At 33.2% G+C, this 16,867-nt stretch carries 19 protein-coding genes and 1 tRNA gene; 17 read left to right on the forward strand and 3 right to left on the reverse strand.

All coding sequences use genetic code 11. The features are described from left to right. From BQ5367_RS13795 to BQ5367_RS13800, 16 genes are all read left to right on the forward strand, one after another. On the forward strand, positions 1 to 208 hold a 208-nt coding region (locus tag BQ5367_RS13795), incomplete at its 5' end, for a hypothetical protein (RefSeq protein ID WP_235858734.1). Continuing rightward, positions 141 to 362 (forward strand): hypothetical protein, encoded by a 222-nt coding sequence (locus BQ5367_RS04440; protein ID WP_143052346.1) that lies wholly within the window; start codon positions 141 to 143, stop codon positions 360 to 362. The genes BQ5367_RS13795 and BQ5367_RS04440, both read left to right, overlap by 68 nt. Positions 363 to 429: 67 nt before the next feature. Next, entirely contained in the window at positions 430 to 879 is a 450-nt protein-coding gene (locus tag BQ5367_RS04445; RefSeq protein WP_071441355.1) for a DUF3284 domain-containing protein, read from the forward strand. Further along, positions 876 to 1,973 carry a DUF871 domain-containing protein gene (locus BQ5367_RS04450; RefSeq protein ID WP_071441356.1) on the forward strand — a complete coding sequence of 366 codons (1,098 nt, stop codon included), beginning with the start codon at positions 876 to 878 and terminating at the stop codon, positions 1,971 to 1,973. The genes BQ5367_RS04445 and BQ5367_RS04450 overlap by 4 nt, the downstream gene beginning before the upstream one ends. Before the next feature lies 1 nt (position 1,974). Beyond that, complete coding sequence (locus BQ5367_RS04455; protein ID WP_071441357.1) at positions 1,975 to 2,277, forward strand: PTS sugar transporter subunit IIB; 303 nt, start codon at positions 1,975 to 1,977, stop codon at positions 2,275 to 2,277. A 1-nt stretch (position 2,278) separates the two neighbouring features. Further along, on the forward strand, positions 2,279 to 2,596 hold the full coding sequence (locus BQ5367_RS04460; RefSeq protein ID WP_071441358.1) for a PTS lactose/cellobiose transporter subunit IIA: 318 nt from the start codon (positions 2,279 to 2,281) through the stop codon (positions 2,594 to 2,596). 57 nt (positions 2,597 to 2,653) lie between these two features. Then, a complete protein-coding gene (locus BQ5367_RS04465; RefSeq protein WP_071441843.1) occupies positions 2,654 to 3,214 on the forward strand; it encodes a TetR/AcrR family transcriptional regulator C-terminal domain-containing protein in 561 nt (186 codons plus the stop codon). A gap of 137 nt (positions 3,215 to 3,351) precedes the next feature. Then, on the forward strand, positions 3,352 to 4,842 hold the full coding sequence (locus tag BQ5367_RS04470) for a Y-family DNA polymerase (protein ID WP_071441359.1): 1,491 nt from the start codon (positions 3,352 to 3,354) through the stop codon (positions 4,840 to 4,842). 8 nt (positions 4,843 to 4,850) lie between these two features. After that, positions 4,851 to 5,270, forward strand: coding sequence for a YolD-like family protein (locus tag BQ5367_RS04475; protein WP_071441360.1), 420 nt, complete (start codon positions 4,851 to 4,853; stop codon positions 5,268 to 5,270). Positions 5,271 to 5,488: 218 nt separating this feature from the next. Continuing rightward, the gene (locus BQ5367_RS04480) at positions 5,489 to 5,698 is read left to right on the forward strand and encodes a hypothetical protein (RefSeq protein WP_071441361.1); all 210 of its coding nucleotides are present in this window, start codon (positions 5,489 to 5,491) and stop codon (positions 5,696 to 5,698) included. Between the two features lie 30 nt (positions 5,699 to 5,728). Continuing rightward, entirely contained in the window at positions 5,729 to 5,950 is a 222-nt protein-coding gene (locus tag BQ5367_RS04485; protein WP_071441362.1) for a hypothetical protein, read from the forward strand. Between the two features lie 117 nt (positions 5,951 to 6,067). Then, positions 6,068 to 6,751, forward strand: coding sequence for a LytR/AlgR family response regulator transcription factor (locus BQ5367_RS04490; protein ID WP_071441363.1), 684 nt, complete (start codon positions 6,068 to 6,070; stop codon positions 6,749 to 6,751). Beyond that, entirely contained in the window at positions 6,748 to 7,746 is a 999-nt protein-coding gene (locus BQ5367_RS04495) for a sensor histidine kinase (RefSeq protein ID WP_235858735.1), read from the forward strand. Before BQ5367_RS04490 ends, BQ5367_RS04495 begins: the two co-directional genes overlap by 4 nt. A gap of 65 nt (positions 7,747 to 7,811) precedes the next feature. Further along, positions 7,812 to 9,620: an ABC transporter ATP-binding protein gene (locus BQ5367_RS04500; RefSeq protein WP_071441364.1), complete on the forward strand. Its 1,809-nt coding sequence runs from the start codon at positions 7,812 to 7,814 to the stop codon at positions 9,618 to 9,620. Then, positions 9,610 to 11,418: an ABC transporter ATP-binding protein gene (locus BQ5367_RS04505; protein ID WP_071441365.1), complete on the forward strand. Its 1,809-nt coding sequence runs from the start codon at positions 9,610 to 9,612 to the stop codon at positions 11,416 to 11,418. The genes BQ5367_RS04500 and BQ5367_RS04505 overlap by 11 nt, the downstream gene beginning before the upstream one ends. A gap of 210 nt (positions 11,419 to 11,628) precedes the next feature. After that, positions 11,629 to 12,096: a hypothetical protein gene (locus BQ5367_RS13800; protein ID WP_071441366.1), complete on the forward strand. Its 468-nt coding sequence runs from the start codon at positions 11,629 to 11,631 to the stop codon at positions 12,094 to 12,096. Positions 12,097 to 12,424: 328 nt separating this feature from the next. Here BQ5367_RS13800 and BQ5367_RS04515 read toward each other — a convergent pair. After that, a tRNA-Trp gene (locus BQ5367_RS04515) sits at positions 12,425 to 12,498 on the reverse strand. Between the two features lie 138 nt (positions 12,499 to 12,636). Here BQ5367_RS04515 and BQ5367_RS04520 point away from each other — a divergent pair. Then, positions 12,637 to 13,890: a DDE-type integrase/transposase/recombinase gene (locus BQ5367_RS04520; protein ID WP_071441367.1), complete on the forward strand. Its 1,254-nt coding sequence runs from the start codon at positions 12,637 to 12,639 to the stop codon at positions 13,888 to 13,890. 97 nt (positions 13,891 to 13,987) lie between these two features. Here BQ5367_RS04520 and BQ5367_RS04525 read toward each other — a convergent pair whose 3' ends face one another. Continuing rightward, positions 13,988 to 15,442 carry a TrkH family potassium uptake protein gene (locus BQ5367_RS04525; RefSeq protein WP_071441368.1) on the reverse strand — a complete coding sequence of 485 codons (1,455 nt, stop codon included), beginning with the start codon at positions 15,440 to 15,442 and terminating at the stop codon, positions 13,988 to 13,990. A 2-nt stretch (positions 15,443 to 15,444) separates the two neighbouring features. Further along, positions 15,445 to 16,803 carry a Trk system potassium transporter TrkA gene (trkA, locus tag BQ5367_RS04530; RefSeq protein ID WP_071441369.1) on the reverse strand — a complete coding sequence of 453 codons (1,359 nt, stop codon included), beginning with the start codon at positions 16,801 to 16,803 and terminating at the stop codon, positions 15,445 to 15,447. Positions 16,804 to 16,867 lie beyond the last annotated feature (64 nt).

Here is a 16,867-nt window from a genome sequence, read left to right on the forward strand (position 1 = left end):
TTCAGAGAGGAGCAAAAGAAGGAGATGTGAAGGTGTCGGTGGAACCACGCCGCTAGAAAGGCAGGTGGGTATGCAGATAGGGAGTTGCTTATTTGCATATGATTTTGGTTACAAAATCATTTTCTTGGAAAGGAAAAATGATGATTATAATACAGATGCCATTAAAAAGAGAAGAAATAATTTGCCTTTTAAATGGAATTACTTATGAAGGACATACTTTTTGTTATCTAAAACAAGAAAGGATGAAGCTTTATTTTGAAGTTAATGGAAATCAGCAACATGCAACAGAGATTGCAGATAAAGTAATTAAAAATAGTCAATGGGGTAAGGCTTTATTTTATCATATTGATTATGAAGAATGAATATAAGTATTTAATTACCCAGGAAATAATTACAATATAAGTAAGTCGTAATGACTATGGAGAAGATATGAAAGTAAATGTAGAAATGAATCTCTCTCAGAAGGATTTCTTTGATTATCTAACACAATCATTAATAATCGATATTTTCAAAAATACAGATAAGTTCAAAAATACAAATGAAATTAAAAAAGGGCTTCAGTATAAAAAGAAATTCAAACAGGCAGGTAATAAAGAATTAGAAGGCAATGTAGAAATTATCGAATATGTAAGTCCTGAAAGTTATATAAGTAAGATACAGCTAAACTCTAATATTAGTCATATTGGCTATGAAATAGAAAAGATAGATGATGACCATATCCGAGTTACGTATACTGAAACTTTTGATTCAACAAAAAAACTTCATGTATGGAATTATAAGATAATAAGTTTTATTCTTTTCTATTTCAATGCTAAAAAAATGAAAAAAATGTTAATAGCGATGGAACATCATATTCTAAATAAGGAAGAAAGCATATGAAAAGACTTGGTATTTCTTTATATCCAGAGATTTCTAATAACCTTCAAAAGGATAAAGAGTATCTTGATTTAGCAGCAAAATATGGTTTTACAAGACTTTTTGTATGTTTGTTAAGTACCTCAAAACGATCACGTTCTGAAGTAGTTTCGATGTTTTATGATTTGAATACTTATGCGAAAGAAAAAGGCTTTGAAATTATTTTTGATGTATCACCACAAAAGTTTAAAGAACTACAAATCAATTATCAGGATCTTACTTTTTTTAAAGAGCTGATGGCTGATGGTATTCGAATGGATGAAAGCTTTAGTGGAAGAGAAGAAGCTGAAATGACATATAATCCATTAAATTTGAAAATTGAATTAAATGCCTCTGTCTTTGATCATTTGATCAATCGTATTTTATGTTTTCAGCCAGATAGAGAAAAACTCATTACTTGTCATAATTATTATCCATTGAAATACACCGGTTTAGGAATAAAATCTTTTAAAGAGGCAACACAGGAAATGAAAACATTTCAGTTATCAACAGCAGTTTTTGTAACATCACAGAATATAGGATGTTTTGGTCCTTGTTTCAATGAAGGATTATGTACACTTGAAAAACATCGTGATTTACCATTAGAATTACAAGTCAGGCATTTAAAAGCAATGGATATCGTGGATGATATTATTATTGGCAATGCTTATGCTTCAGAGGATGAATTGAGAGCTATGAAAGAAGCGGCTGATCAGCCTTTGACATTAAATGTAGAGGCAGGCACAAGTACAGTTTTAGAGGAAATGATCCTTTATGATTTTAATCATACTGCAAGAGGCGATATCAGTGAATATATGATTCGCTCAACAATGCCTAGGGTAATCTATCGGGATGTTTCAATACCGCCTCATAATACTAAAAAACAAGTATATCGGGGAGATGTCATTATCATGAATGATAGGATTTCTCGTTATAAAGGTGAGGTCCATCTAGTTCTTCAGACGATGGAAAATGATGGCAGGATGAATGTAGTAGGATCAATTCCTAAAAAAGAATGGATCCTTTTAGATGAGATAAGATCATGGAGTCACTTTATGCTTAGAAAAGAGGGAAAATAAGATGCGTAAAATACTATTAGTGTGTTCAGCAGGTATGTCAACTAGTATGCTGGTGAAGAAAATATTGAGTGCAGCGGAAAAAGAACATTATGAAATTCAAGTAGAAGCCCGTTCTATTTCTGAAGCTAGAGGGATTGGCAGTTTATGGGATGTGATTTTATTAGGCCCACAGGTAAAATTTCAATTGAAAGAAATAAAAAATGCTTTTCCTGATAAACCGGTGGAAGCAATCGATATGAAAAGCTATGGAAGAATGGATGGAGAAGCGATCGTGAAACAGGTTCGTTTTCTTTTAAAAGATTAGTATGGAAAGAATGGAACATATTTGTTTTACACTTATTGCAAGTGCAGGCTGTGCACGTTCTCTATATATTGAAGCGATTCGTCAGGCAAAAGATCAGGAATTTGAGAAAGCATATTTATTAATGGATGAAGGTGAGAAATTGTTTGTTGAGGGACATGCTGCTCATGCTGGATTGATCCAGCAGGAAGCCAATGGTCAAAACAGTGTGTTATCTTTACTGCTGCTCCATGCTGAGGATCAGTTAATGAGTGCAGAAACATTTGGTATACTGGCATATGAACTTATCGAGATTCATAAAAAAATTGCTGAAAAGAGATAAGAGACATCTCTTTTTCTTTTGGTAAAGATATGGTAGAATACAATGGGAGCTGATGACATGTCACATACAAAAAAAGCTTTAGGGAACGCCCTTAAACAATTGACGCATGAAAAACCCTTTGATAGAATTTCAGTTTCTGATATTACCTCAAAATGTAATTTAAATCGTCAAACATTCTACTATCATTTTCAAGATAAATATGAATGCTTAGAATGGGTTTATCTGCATGATTGTCTGGATCCGTTAACGCATGGTATTGGTATTGATAACTGGGAAAAGAGAATTGAAAAAATGCTTATGATCATGTCAAATGATCAAGAGTTTTATATGCGTACGATCCATGCCACGCCTAAATCATTTATTGATCCTTGTTTTGCAATTTTTAAGAATCTTTTTCTTCATGCGATCCATGTTATCGATGAAAATGATTATGTAGATGATCAGGAAGAGGAATTTATCAGTGAATTTTTAGCTCAGGGCTGCGTAGGCTGTATTATTTCCTGGGTGGATAAAGGAATGAAGATGACACCTATTGATCTTTCTTCGAAGCTAAAAAAGATCGAGGCGGATATGGAACAGCTTAAAAAGCAGAAAAGAAAATTAAAAGCATTAAGATAAAGTTTGAATAAAATTCAAACTTTTTTTATGAAAAAAAATAATATAAATATATCATTTCATTATTTAAAATGATATAATATATATGTACCGGTATAAAAAATAATCAAATATTAAAAGATATGAAAGAAGGTCGTTTTATGAAGAAGCATGTTTATATTGCTATCGATTTAAAATCATTTTATGCTTCTGTAGAATGTGTTGAAAGAGGATTGGATCCTGTTTTGGTGAATCTTGTTGTAGCGGATGTTGAGCGTAGTGAAAAAACTATCTGTCTGGCAGTGTCGCCTGCCTTGAAGGCATATGGAATTTCGGGACGTTCACGCTTGTTTGAAGTCGTGCAAAAGATTAAAGAAGTGAATGAGAATAGAAAGCGTTTGGCTTGGAATCATACATTTTTAGGAGAATCTTTTTATGATGATGAACTAAAAAAAAATCCAAATCTGGCGCTTTCTTATATTACTGCAGTACCTAGGATGGCCTTATATATTCAATATAGCGCTAGAATCTATCAAATATATTTAAAGTATGTCGCAGAGGAAGATATTCATGTTTATTCAATAGATGAGGTTTTTATTGATGTGACAAATTACTTAAAAATGTATGGAATGAGTGGAAGAAAATTGAGTGCTTTGATCATTCAGGATATTTATAGGGAAACAGGGATTCCCGCTGCTGGAGGAGTTGGAAGCAATTTGTATTTATGTAAAGTGGCTATGGATATCGTTGCGAAACATATTGATCCTGATGAAAATGGAGTAAGAATTGCGGAATTAGACGAGATAAGTTATCGCAGGCTTTTGTGGGATCATCGTCCATTAACTGATTTTTGGCGTATAGGAAGAGGTTATACGAAAAAACTGGAGGAGAATGGATTGTTTACAATGGGAGATATTGCGAGATGTTCATTGGTCAATGAAGAACTTTTGTATCAATTATTTGGGATCAATGCAGAGCTTTTGATTGATCATGCATGGGGGAAAGAACCTTGTACGATGGAATACATAAAAGCTTATAAGCCACGCTCTAATAGCATGGGAACAGGACAGGTCTTGACAAGTCCATATTCTTTTGAAAAAGCAAGGATCATCATAAAAGAAATGTGTGATTCACTGGTTTTAGGTTTGGTAGATAAAGGATTAAATACTGATCAGGTATGTCTTAGCATTGGCTATGATATTGATAATTTAAAAAGTAAATATAAAGGTGAAGTTAAAAAAGATCATTATGGACGCTGGGTTCCTAAACCGGCACATAGCAGTATTCGTTTAAAAGAGTTTACTTCTTCCACCAAAATAATAAGAACAGCTGTTTTAGAACTTTATGATAAGATTACTGATAAAAATTTAAAAATACGACGATTAAATATCTCTTTCAATCATTTACAGACAAAAGAAGAGATAGGACATTTAAAAAAAACAGAACAATTAGATCTTTTTGTTGATTATGATGTATTAGAAAAAAAGAAAGAAGCCTATCAAAAACAACTTGATCGTGAAAAAAGAGTCCAAGAAACGATGCTCGCCATTAAGAAAAAATACGGGAAGAATGCCGTTTTAATGTTAACAAGTCTTGAAGAGGGAGCAACCGCTAAAGAGCGGAATCAGCAGATTGGCGGTCATAAAGCTTAGGAGGTCTTATGAATCTAAATTTATATAAACAGTGTTATGAGGATATTCTGTATTTTGATTATCAGGGTTCGGTAAAGCATGCTCATATGTCATTATATGATCGTGCTGCCCAGTTTTCACCTTTTGCAGCTTTAAACGGGCACGAAGCAGCTATTTTAGAAACTGCGAGGATGACAGAAGAAAAAATAATGCTTACAGAAGATAGAAAAGCATATATAAATGAAAAGCTTCATTTTTTAAAAGAACATATTCATATGAAACCATTCGTTGATATTACTTACTTTCAAAAAGATGAGCGAAAAGAGGGTGGCTCATATATAAGAAAAAATGTAAGGATCATAAAAATAGATCATGATTCTCATATATTGACTTTTGATGATAAAACAAAGCTTTTTTTTGAGGATATTATTGATATTGAGTTTCTCTAAGCTTTTAATTAAATAGAGGAATAAAAGAGGAATAGTATGGAATGCGATAAATTACAAAAATTACTTTTTCATTATGGTATTGAGTCATATAAACACATTGAAAAAAAATAGATTCGTCTCATGGTGAGGATGATATACGATATAATTATTGATAAAAATATGTTTTACGAATGAATTGTGCAAAGGTAATGGATCATCAGCGAATAGAAGAATTAAACATGTTAGTTCAAAGATATCGTGATTTTGGAATGAAAGCTCCTTGTTTTATATTGAATGATGAAGGAAATTATCTTATGAAATTTAGTGGATACCACTGTTATGTATCAGAGTACCTAGATTATAGAATAGCTGAAAATATTACGGACCCAGCACTAGTAAAACTGATGCAAGAACGTTTGGTTCTTGTTTCTCAGTTTGCGCAAAAATAGAAGAATGTCCTTTTGACAGAGATTATGTCGATGTACTCCTTATTTGATTTATCACCTTATGATCAAAGGGTAGGAATCGATGAAAAACAACAAAATCTGAATGATTTGATTCTTGTTTCAGATAAACATGGAGAATACGATCTCATTGAGATAGAAGATGTGTATGAAGCTTTGCTTGCATATGAGAGTAAAGGTGAATTTCAAGTATTGCGTTATTTGGAAGCAGATGAAAAAAAGGCAAAGCGAACTTGATGAGATGATGGCGTATTTTTTATAAAAAATCACATTTTGAATAACATAACGTCTTTGGTGAATAATAGGATTTAGAATTTCATTGTACTTTAAAATAAAATTCATTATAATATTTTTATGAAAATATGTATTTGTGATGATGATATCAGTCAATGTGAAAGCCTAAAAGCGATGATCTTAATTCATGATGAAAATCATAAAATCATATCTTTTCATAGTGCAGAGGAAATGTTGTTTGAATGTGAAGAACAGTTTCCTTTTGATTGTATCTTTTTAGATATTCAAATGAAAAAAATGAATGGGATCGAATGTGCTAGGAAAATTAGAAGCATTGATAAGAATGTCGTGATTGTATTTTTATCTGCTATTCGTGATTATGTTTTTGAGGGTTATGAAGTAAATGCTATGCGTTACTTGTTGAAGCCTTTAGATCAAAAGAAATGTCATGAGTTGTTAGATTTGATTGAATCATCGATTCAGAAAGAAAAGACGTATCTGTATGTCAATAAAATGAAAATTTGCTGCGATGATATTTTATATATTGAATCTTGTGGTCATTACTGCAGTATCTATGCTTCTGAAGTTATAGAAGTTAAAATGTCTTTAAATGAACTATATTCTAATCTTCCAAAGTCGTTTATTCAAACACATCGTTCTTATATTGTGAATTTAAACCATGTCGATGCAGTGATTGCAGATCATTGTCTTTTAGAAAATCAGGCTATGATTCCTATTAGTAGAAGTTCTCAAAAAAAAGTAAATGAAGCTTTTATGGAATATATTAAGGGAGGTCTTTTATGATCGGTCTCTTGATTTTGATTTTATATTCACTGCTTTCTCAATGGAAGACACAACATTTTAAAAGAATATTTTTTCTTTCTATTATAACGTTAGTCAGTGGATGGCTTGCTTATATTTATTTTAAGGAAGCATTACTTTTGATTTTATTTATAAATATTATCCTTCAGCTTTTTTATTATTCTTACTGTCAAAAAACATTCAAAGTACCTGTTATCATACAAGCAGCAGTTATGGCTATGATTATCTTTTTAGGATATCAAGTCAGTGCTTATGAATTTACTTCTTTACTTTTGACATTATTATTTATTTCTTTAAGAATTTATGACATGTCTTTGCATAGTACTTTTGAAAGTTATAGTACAAGTTATCAAAACAAGCTTTTAAAAAATCAGGTAGAAGAGGTCCAAAATATTTATATGACCATGAGAGGCTGGCGTCATGATTATCATAATCATCTTCAGTCTTTAAAAGCTAAACTGAATCAGAATCAGGTTGAAGAATCAATACGTTATCTCAATGATCTTGAAAAGGATCTGGATGATATTAAACAGATTGTGGAAAGTGGAAATATTGAAGTGGATGCTATTTTAAACTCAAAGCTTTCACTGGCAATGGCTCAAAATATTGAGGTTTCAGTGAAGGTATCGATTCCTCAAAATTTGTCAATAACAAGTATCGATTGTTGCGTATTATTAGGAAATTTAATAGATAATGCTATAGAGGCATGTGAAAAAGTCAATGATAGAAAATATATTCGTTTATATATTGGGTTATATAAGAAACAGCTTTATATTAGTATTACAAATGCGACTAATGAAGTTGTAAGAAAGTTTGATGAGGAATATATTACGACAAAAAGAGGGAATCATGGTCATGGTTTAAAAAGGATCAACAAAGTAGTTGAAAAATATCATGGTTATATTAATCGAAAAAATGAACCGGGAGTTTTTGTGACAGAAATTATGCTGCCAATGAACCAAACGTGTACGAAATAATACCATTCGTGCACTTTTTTATAAGTAATCATGATTTTTATTTATAATAAGTCTGGGGTGATAAAATGAAGAAATATTCGATATGGAGCAATTATAAATATCTTTATGCATATATGTGGAAGTACAGTCCTAGGCTTGTTGTTGATAATATCCTAGAAGTTATTACCAATGCTCTTCAACCTCTTATAGGAGTTATTTTTCCTTCGATGATCGTGGGTTTGCTTGAAAGAGGAAGTGATGTTCAGCGTTTGATTTTTACTTGTCTTTTTGCGTTTGCGTTAGCGGGTGTCTTAAGTGGTTTAGCGAATTATTTTAAAAATAGAAACTGGTTTTATTATATTTTTATTCGCTGTGAAATCTTTTGGCCTTTATTGATGAATAAATCAATGGATATGGATTATGCTTTATATGAAATGGAAGATGTACAGAATAGTATGAGTAAGGCCCAAAGTGCAATTAATTTCAATCAACGTGGAATTGAAGGCTTTTATCATCAAAATATTCTTTTATTAACGAGTATATTGGGCTTAGGACTCTATATTCTTATCATTTCAAACATTCATCTTTTATTAGTAGTATTTCTTGTAATTCTATCTTTGATTCAATATCTTTTCTATGTTATTGCGAAAAGATATGATGATGCACATCGTAATGAACAGGCAAAAAGAGAGCGTCATCAGCGTTATTTTTTCAATAGTAGCAGCGAAGTAAAAAATGGTAAAGATATTCGTATCTATCAGCTTCAAAACTGGCTGACTTCGATTTTTGAGCGTTATAATCGGGATTATCAGCATCAGGAAGCCAAAACAAAGAGTTTATATTATTTATATGATTTTGTAGGTTTAGTTCTACAACTAATAAGAGATGGCGTATGTTATGGATATTTAATATATTTATTAACACAGGGATTGAATATCAGTGAATTTGTCTTATATTTGGGAGTGGTCAGTGGTTTTGGCAGCTGGTTTAGTCAGATCAGTGAGAGTATTGCATCTCTTTCAAGATGCCTTATGGAAATAAGATATTATCGTGAATATTTGGATATGAAAAATATCTATTTACATGATAATGGAAAAGTTGTTTTACCAGATCAGAATCAAACTTTTGAAATTGAGTTTGATGATGTATGCTTTTCATATCCTGACAGTGATCGTTTGATATTGAATCACGTTTCATTCAAAATTGATTCTTCTGAAAAAATAGCTTTAGTAGGGGTGAATGGAGCAGGAAAAACAACACTTGTGAAAATGCTATGTGGTTTTTATAAACCGACATCCGGGCGTATTCTTATCAATGGCATTGATCTTAATGAGCTGGATATCAATCAATATTTTGATCAAGTTGCTGTATTATTTCAGGATTCTGTTTTATTTTCTTATACAATTGCTCAGAATGTTACAGGATTAAAAGATGATCAAATTGATCGAAATAAACTTATCGAAGTATTAAAGAAAAGTGGTTTATATGAGAAAGTTGCTTCTTTGTCTAAAAAAGAAAACACATATATTGGCAAGGATATAGAAAAAGAGGGGATTCAATTATCAGGGGGACAGATACAAAAATTATTTTTAGCACGTGCTCTTTATAAAAATGCCCATCTTTTGATTTTAGATGAACCAACAGCAGCCTTAGATGCGATTGCGGAAAGTGAAATGTATGATCAGTATGCTTCTTTAGTTAAGAATAAAACTTCACTGTTCATTTCTCATCGTTTATCATCGACACGTTTTTGTGATCGTATCTTCTTTTTAGAAAAAGGAAAGATAGCTGAATGTGGGACTCATGATGAATTGATGGAAAAGAATGGTTTATATGCCAATATGTTTTATATACAGAGTCAGTATTATAAGGAGATGAGCGAAGATGAAGCTTAAAGAAACATGGGATTATGTAAGAAAATTTTACCGTATGATCCGAAAAGATCATCCGACAGTTTTGTTTTATGTGATACTTGGGGGAATTTTAAAAGGATTTATTCCCTACATATCTTTATATTATTCCAGTAAAATTTTAGATGCCTTATTAGCGTCTGATGTAGAATTAGCAAAGATGCAGATCATGATCCTTCTTGCTTCAACCTTTCTTTTAAGCTGTATCGAAAGAGCTTGTTATCAAAGCATGAGCGTTATTGCTGAATCTAGTTATTATGCAGTATGGAAACAGACGGCACATAAGGCTTATGTTATGGAATATGAAGAATTTGAAAAAACGGAAACGATGGATAAGATACGAAGAGCTAAAAACGGTTCTAATGGCAGTGGTGGTGTTGAAAGTCAGATTTCGTCTTCTTATATCTTAGTTAGTAATTATACTTCGATTTTTTGTTCGCTCGTTTTTACGATACAGCTTTTGATTCAAAGTAGGAATTCTTCAAATTTTATTATTTATACTATAATTTTATTACTTGTTTTTATTGCTTTTATGACAATGGAAAATTATATGCAGAAAAGACTGGCGAAAATTGAAGTAACGATGCAGCGTGACAATGAGCATATGAATTCTTTATCTGCTTATATCATTTCAAGTGCTTTGGATGTTCAAAACGGTAAAGATATTCGTTTATATCGTATGAAGGATTTGATCAATTACTGGTACCATGTTTTTAATAAAAAAATTAATCAAGTGTTTAAAAAATATGCGGATACTGCGGGTACTTATTATGGAATCATTGCCTTTTTCATGCAGATATTTACTGCCTTTGTATATATTTATGTAGGGTTGAGTGTATTAGATGGAAATATCAGTATTGGTGATGTATTGCTTTATACGGGAAGTATTACCCGTTTAAGTACGACTTTTAATGAAGCGATCAGCGGGTATAATCAATTAGTTTATCGGTTTGAATATTTGGGTAATTTTGAAGAATTCATTAATTCTAAAAATATGCATTATGAAGGTACTCTACCAATTGAAAAAAGAGATGATTATCAGTATGAGTTTGAATTTAAGAATGTTTCTTTTAAATATCCAAATACTGATAACTATGTATTGAAGAACATAGATTTAAAACTGAAAGTGAATCAACGATTAGCGATCGTAGGACAGAATGGTGCTGGTAAGACAACTTTGATTAAATTATTATGCCGTTTATATGAACCTAGTGAGGGTGAAATCTTATTGAATGGTATCAATATAGAAAAATACGATTATAAGGAATATACAGATATTTTTTCAGTTGTATTCCAGGATTTTAAATTATTTCCATTACCTTTAGATGAAAATATAGCCGGTAGCAGTGATGTAGACGAAGATAAGTGTCTTGAGGCACTTGATAAAGTATCACTGAAGGAAAAGGTATTGAGTTGGCCAGAGAAGCAGCATACACGTCTTTACAAGGATCTGGGCGATGGTGTGAATATCAGTGGTGGTGAAGCTCAAAAGATTGCGATTGCCCGTGCTTTATATAAGGATGCTCCTTTTGTGATCATGGATGAACCGACAGCAGCCCTTGATCCGTTAGCTGAAGCTGAAATCTATGAGAATTTAAATCAGTTAGTTAATGATAAAACAGCCATCTTTATTTCTCATCGTATGAGTTCATGTAAATTCTGTGATGAAATCATCGTATTTGAAAATGGTGAGATCACTCAAAGAGGAACCCATGAATCATTGTTAGAAGAAGAGGGCTTGTATCAGCAGTTATGGAATGCTCAGGCTCAGTATTATGTATAAAAAGTTCACTTCATTATGAAGTGAGCTTTTTTTATATATTAGGAAATTTCATTTTTGATTAATAGAAAGATGATAAAAGAAAATAAAAAAAGTTAAGTGTGATTTATGTTATGATAATATATATCATTAATTTGAAATTATAGTATCATTATAGTTATTAATATGATATAATATCTGTACAAAACATCTCATTTCTGTCAAGGAGGCATCATGAAAGTCTTTTCTCTTTCCAACCGTTTCTATTACCGCGAATTCCCTGATCTGAAGAACACCGTTCTTCATGATCTTGATGTCTACAACCGTGTCCTTCATAAGGCCTATAAATGTCTTTACGATCGTGCCTATAAGGGAGCCGCATTTAAGGACAGCGAGCTTCACCAGCTCCTTAAAAAGCAGTTTCATCTCAATGACTATATCCCTCTGTCTGCTGTCCATGAAGCCAAGGGCCTGCTAAAGGCTAATGCTGCCTTGAATAAAAAACTGATCCAGAAAACAGATAAAAGAATGAATAGGATCAGAATGAAGATCAGAGAAAAGGAAACGGAACTGGAAAAGGTCATCTGTGAAAAGGAAAAGATGATCCGGAAAACGAAACTGCATGGAACTACAGAAAAGGACTATCTGTATGAAGCAACTGTGATCGATCCTAGCACTAAGGAGCAAAAGAAGGAGATGTGAAGGTGCCGGTGGAACCACGCCGCTAGAAAGGCAGGTGGGTATGCAGATAGGGAGTCGCTTATTTGCATATGATTTTGGTTACAAAATCATTTTCTTGTACATTAACAATTACTTCGATGCTCTTTGTAATTCAAATATGCTTATTTATTTAATATATCAACAAAAAGTATTATATTACAGATAAAGTCTCACATTAATTAAATGAAAATTGAAAAAATGCTTGGGTATCGTTATCTTATGATTTTTAAGATTCACTATTATCTATATTAATAAAAAAGGTTCATGAAGCTTTATTTTAAGAGCTTTAATGAACCTTGCTGTGTTTCTATGGCAGGGGTAGCAAGAATTGAACTCGCATCAGCGGTTTTGGAGACCGTTATACTACCATTGTACTATACCCCTAACTGCCATATAATATTATCATAATCACAAACTTTACGCAAGTATAAATTAAAAAGTGTCGCCATTAAGGGAAAATGTCACCATCTCATATATTAAAAACTTGACTTCCTGTATTGTAATATACAGGAGGTATTTTTTATGAAAGACAAGCTTCTTGCTTTAAAACTCTTACAGCAGAAAATGCATGATTCATCCTTGACCTATCCAATTATCTCTGAGAAAACCGGCTACTCCAAAAGACAGCTCATCCGTTTATCCGAATCTCTTTGCAGCAGTGCGGATATGGAGACTCTTTGCCGCCATGCCAATGCAGGAAAAGAGCCTGTCAATAAAGCTCTTCATGATGAAATCCAATTCCTTATTGACCTTAAAAAGCCATATCCTTCTATTACAATATCACAGTTTCGTGATATTTTCTTTGAAGATATATTAAATAATCCTGCTATGTCCGATATCATTCATCAGTATCACCTAAAGCCCCGCAGCTTTAGCTGGTTCAGAAATCTTTTTATCCAGCAGGGATGGAAATCTCCCGAAAGCAGAAAGCCTCTGAGAAGGGACGGCAGAGCCGTACATCCTTTGAGAGACCCTGCTCCGCAAAGAGGCATGCTCATCCAGATTGACGGTACGCCTTTCGACTGGATGGGAAACGGCGAAAACTGGACTTTACATCTGGCTGTGGACGATGCCACCACCGAACCTCTGGCAGGCTGTTTCATGCCCACCGAACGTCAGCTTGGCTACTGCTATGTCATGCATAATATTTTGACAAAATACGGAATTCCCATGTCGCTCTACTCTGACAAGCATACCATCTTCCGATCTTCCAAAGAAGGATGCCTTACCCAATTTGGACTGATGATGGATGATCTTGGAATAGAGATGATATTCGCCAGCACACCACAGGCAAAAGGACGCATCGAAAGATATAACGGCACCGTACAAAGAAGACTTCCAAATGATATCATACGGTTCGGCATCAAAGATTATGATACGCTCAACAGATGGTTTGACACATTCTATCTGCCATATATCCGTCAGAAGTTTGCCTTTCTTCCCAAAGATCCCCATGATGCCTTTGTACCTCTGGATGGACATGACATAGATTCCGTTTTCACTCTTCGCTATGAACGTATCATCAGGAACGATTCATTCAGTCTGAATGGTATCTATTACAGTCTGATCGATGAAAAGGGAGAGATCATCCATATTCTCAATGATACTCCCGTCAATATCCGTATCAATGTATTCAACAATCAAATGTATGTTTTACGCTATGGGAAAAAGTATCCTGTGAAGATAGTCAGGGATAGAAGAAAAAGGATATCGGATATCGCTGAAAATCAAAAAGATTTACATGAAATACTCAACCATCTACATTCTCATAAGTAGAACCCGCTTCTATCAATGCTTGTTTATCTTTTCACAATAGGTGACATTTTCCCTTAACATTAACAGTATAAATTAAAAAGAGAATCAGAATGATTCTCTATAAATGTGTATTTCTTCGATATGTTTGTGGAAGCATTGTGATCAGCAAAGGGAATATCTCCAATCTTCCTAAAAGCATACATAAGGAAAGAATAATTTTTGAAAGATTTGAAAAAGATGCAAAGTTACCTAAAGGACCGGCAATACCCAATCCTGGTCCAACATTTCCAAGGCAGGTAGCTACTGCTGAGAAGGTACTTTCAAAGTCAAATCCGTCAAGAGATACAATGATCAATCCAAGAAAGAAAATTGAAATATAAGCCATAAAAAAGACAAATATTTGACTGATAACCTCATCACTGACAGCCTTTCCTTCAAAAGTAACGACATTGACACTTCTATCATGAAGCGTTTTTTTGATCGTATTCTTAAACTTTTTGAACATGATGACCCAGCGACTGACTTTCACTCCGCCTCCTGTAGAACCGGCACAGGCACCAATAAACATCAGTACTAAAAGCAATGTTTTAGAAAACTGTGGCCATAAATTGAAATCATAGCTTGAGAAACCAGTAGTAGTAATGATACTAGATACCTGGAAAGAAGAATGTCGCAAAGCTGTTAAGATATTTCCATAGAAAGGCCATAAATTTAATGTAATCAAAATAATAAAGGTAAGTGTGATACCTACATATGCTTTTACCTCTTCGCTAGCAAAAAGGGCTTTTTTATCCCATATAAGAATGTAGAAATAGAAGTTAAAATTAACGCCAAAAAGGAACATAAAGATAGTAATGATAACCTCATAAACGACATTATTATATTGACCAATGCTCTGATTTAAGATCGCAAAGCCACCAGTTCCTGCTGTACCAAAAGCATTACACATCGCATCAAACAAAGGCATTCCTGCTAAACATAAAAGAGCAATTAATAAAATGGTTAAAAAAGTATAAATAATGTATAAAAGTGAAGCACTCTGACGTATTTTCGGAACAAGTTTGCCAACCATAGGACCAGGTGATTCAGCACGCATAATATGCATGTTATGATCATTTCCCTGCATTTTCACAATAGAAAGAATGAAAACAAGGACTCCCATCCCGCCAATCCAGTGTGAGAAGCAACGCCAGAATGTAGCACAACGAGCAATAGATTCCACATCAGCAATAACGCTTGAGCCAGTTGTGGTAAAACCAGAAACAATTTCAAAGAAGGCATCGATATAAGTAGGAGTTGCATTTGTCAATAAAAGTGGAATGGCACCTATTAAAGACATAAAAACCCATGCCAGTGAGACAATGACCAATCCTTCTTTCGCATAAATTGTTTTATTTTTAATTGGAACTTTTAAAGATAATAAATACAGGGCAAGACAAAAAATTGATGTATAGGCGAAATATACCGTACAAGATTCCTGATAAATCAGTCCTACAACAAAAGGAAAAAGCAAAAGAGCTGCTTCCACTCCCATTACAATACCTAAAACACGTAATATCATTCGTTTATTCATACTTATCCCTCAAGAATATCATTCAGATCGTTTAAACCTGAACGAGTTGTTACCAAAACAATATTGTCCTTAGGAAGAATAACTTCATTACCATCTGGTAAGAGAACATGACGATTTCTTACAATGCAGGCAATCAATACCTGTGATTTGATTTTCAAATCCTTCAATGGAACATTAGGTTTTTTAAATGTATCGGCAACTTTAAATTCTAATGCCTCAACTTCATCATTAATGATCTTTGTTAAAGTTTCAACATTACTTCCCATAGAATTATGCATAGCACGTACATAACGGGTAATCTGATTTGCTACTACTTTCTTTGGAGAAACAATAGTATCAAGTCCAACATCACTTAGGAGTTCTCCAAAATCAATACGATTTACTTTCGCAATCGTTTTCTTTACATTGGCACGATTTGCATATAAAGCCAAAAGAATATTTTCTTCATCCATACCTGTCAGTGTTATGAAGGCATCAGTTTCATTTAAACCTTCTTCTAATAAAATATCCGGTTCTGTCGCATCAGCATTAATAATTGTTGCTTTTGGAAGCTTATATGCCAATTCTTTAGCCTTTTCTTCATTCATTTCCACAATAGTAACATTATAGTTCATTTCAAGTAGCATCTTACTCAGATAATAAGCAATTCTGCCACCGCCAATGATCATGATATTTTTAATTTTTGGACGAGGGACGCCGATTGCTTTAAAGAACAATAAGATTTCAGTTGGCTTAGCTGTAATAGAAACTTTGTCACCTTCCTGGAATATAAAATTTCCATCAGGTATAATTGCCTGGCTATTACGTAAGACAGCACATACCAAGACTTTGACACCACTGATATTTTCTAATTTTTTTAAAGGTGTACCAATGAGAACTGAATCAGCTTTAACTTTAAACTCGACAAGATCCACAAGTCCTTTCGCAAAAGAATCATTTTTTATAGCACTTGGAAACCGCAAAGAACGAGCAATTTCAACAGCCGTTTGAAATTCTGGATTGACAGACATTGATAATCCTAAATCAGTCTGTATGTAATGAATGTCATTGGCATATTCAGGATTACGAACACGTGCAATCGTATGCTTAACTCCAAGTTTTTTCGCTAAAAGACAGCAAAGCAGATTCACTTCATCTGAACTGGTAACTGCAATTAATAAGTCTGCTTCTTTTACTCCTGCTTCAATCAAAACATCTCTTGAGGCAGCATTTCCTTGAATACACAGACAATCCATCGTATTTGTAGTATGGCTGACAACTCTTTCATTTTTATCGATAATAACGACATCATGTCCTTCTTTAGATAACTGGAGTGAAACGGTTTGACCAACTTTCCCATCCCCGCATACAACTATTTTCATAATTACCTCACTTATATATCCTAGATAAATCAGAACCATTATAGCACGTTAAAATAACTTGTAA

This window comes from Traorella massiliensis (genome assembly GCF_900104665.1).
Classification (GTDB): domain Bacteria; phylum Bacillota_I; class Bacilli_A; order Erysipelotrichales; family Erysipelotrichaceae; genus Traorella; species Traorella massiliensis.

Excerpts from the sequence above, each read along its gene's own strand:
- BQ5367_RS04485 (WP_071441362.1), top strand. The coding sequence starts at position 5,729 with ATGTACTCCTTATTTGATTTATCACCTTATGATCAAAGGGTAGGAATC.
- BQ5367_RS04440 (WP_143052346.1), top strand. The coding sequence starts at position 141 with ATGATTATAATACAGATGCCATTAAAAAGAGAAGAAATAATTTGCCTT.
- BQ5367_RS04505 (WP_071441365.1), top strand. The coding sequence starts at position 9,610 with ATGAAGCTTAAAGAAACATGGGATTATGTAAGAAAATTTTACCGTATG.
- BQ5367_RS04525 (WP_071441368.1), bottom strand. The coding sequence starts at position 15,442 with ATGAATAAACGAATGATATTACGTGTTTTAGGTATTGTAATGGGAGTG.
- trkA (WP_071441369.1), bottom strand. The coding sequence starts at position 16,803 with ATGAAAATAGTTGTATGCGGGGATGGGAAAGTTGGTCAAACCGTTTCA.
- BQ5367_RS04500 (WP_071441364.1), top strand. The coding sequence starts at position 7,812 with ATGAAGAAATATTCGATATGGAGCAATTATAAATATCTTTATGCATAT.
- BQ5367_RS04470 (WP_071441359.1), top strand. The coding sequence starts at position 3,352 with ATGAAGAAGCATGTTTATATTGCTATCGATTTAAAATCATTTTATGCT.
- BQ5367_RS04450 (WP_071441356.1), top strand. The coding sequence starts at position 876 with ATGAAAAGACTTGGTATTTCTTTATATCCAGAGATTTCTAATAACCTT.
- BQ5367_RS04460 (WP_071441358.1), top strand. The coding sequence starts at position 2,279 with ATGGAAAGAATGGAACATATTTGTTTTACACTTATTGCAAGTGCAGGC.
- BQ5367_RS04455 (WP_071441357.1), top strand. The coding sequence starts at position 1,975 with ATGCGTAAAATACTATTAGTGTGTTCAGCAGGTATGTCAACTAGTATG.
- BQ5367_RS04445 (WP_071441355.1), top strand. The coding sequence starts at position 430 with ATGAAAGTAAATGTAGAAATGAATCTCTCTCAGAAGGATTTCTTTGAT.
- BQ5367_RS04520 (WP_071441367.1), top strand. The coding sequence starts at position 12,637 with ATGAAAGACAAGCTTCTTGCTTTAAAACTCTTACAGCAGAAAATGCAT.
- BQ5367_RS04480 (WP_071441361.1), top strand. The coding sequence starts at position 5,489 with ATGTTAGTTCAAAGATATCGTGATTTTGGAATGAAAGCTCCTTGTTTT.
- BQ5367_RS04495 (WP_235858735.1), top strand. The coding sequence starts at position 6,748 with ATGATCGGTCTCTTGATTTTGATTTTATATTCACTGCTTTCTCAATGG.
- BQ5367_RS04475 (WP_071441360.1), top strand. The coding sequence starts at position 4,851 with ATGAATCTAAATTTATATAAACAGTGTTATGAGGATATTCTGTATTTT.
- BQ5367_RS04465 (WP_071441843.1), top strand. The coding sequence starts at position 2,654 with ATGTCACATACAAAAAAAGCTTTAGGGAACGCCCTTAAACAATTGACG.
- BQ5367_RS13800 (WP_071441366.1), top strand. The coding sequence starts at position 11,629 with ATGAAAGTCTTTTCTCTTTCCAACCGTTTCTATTACCGCGAATTCCCT.
- BQ5367_RS04490 (WP_071441363.1), top strand. The coding sequence starts at position 6,068 with ATGAAAATATGTATTTGTGATGATGATATCAGTCAATGTGAAAGCCTA.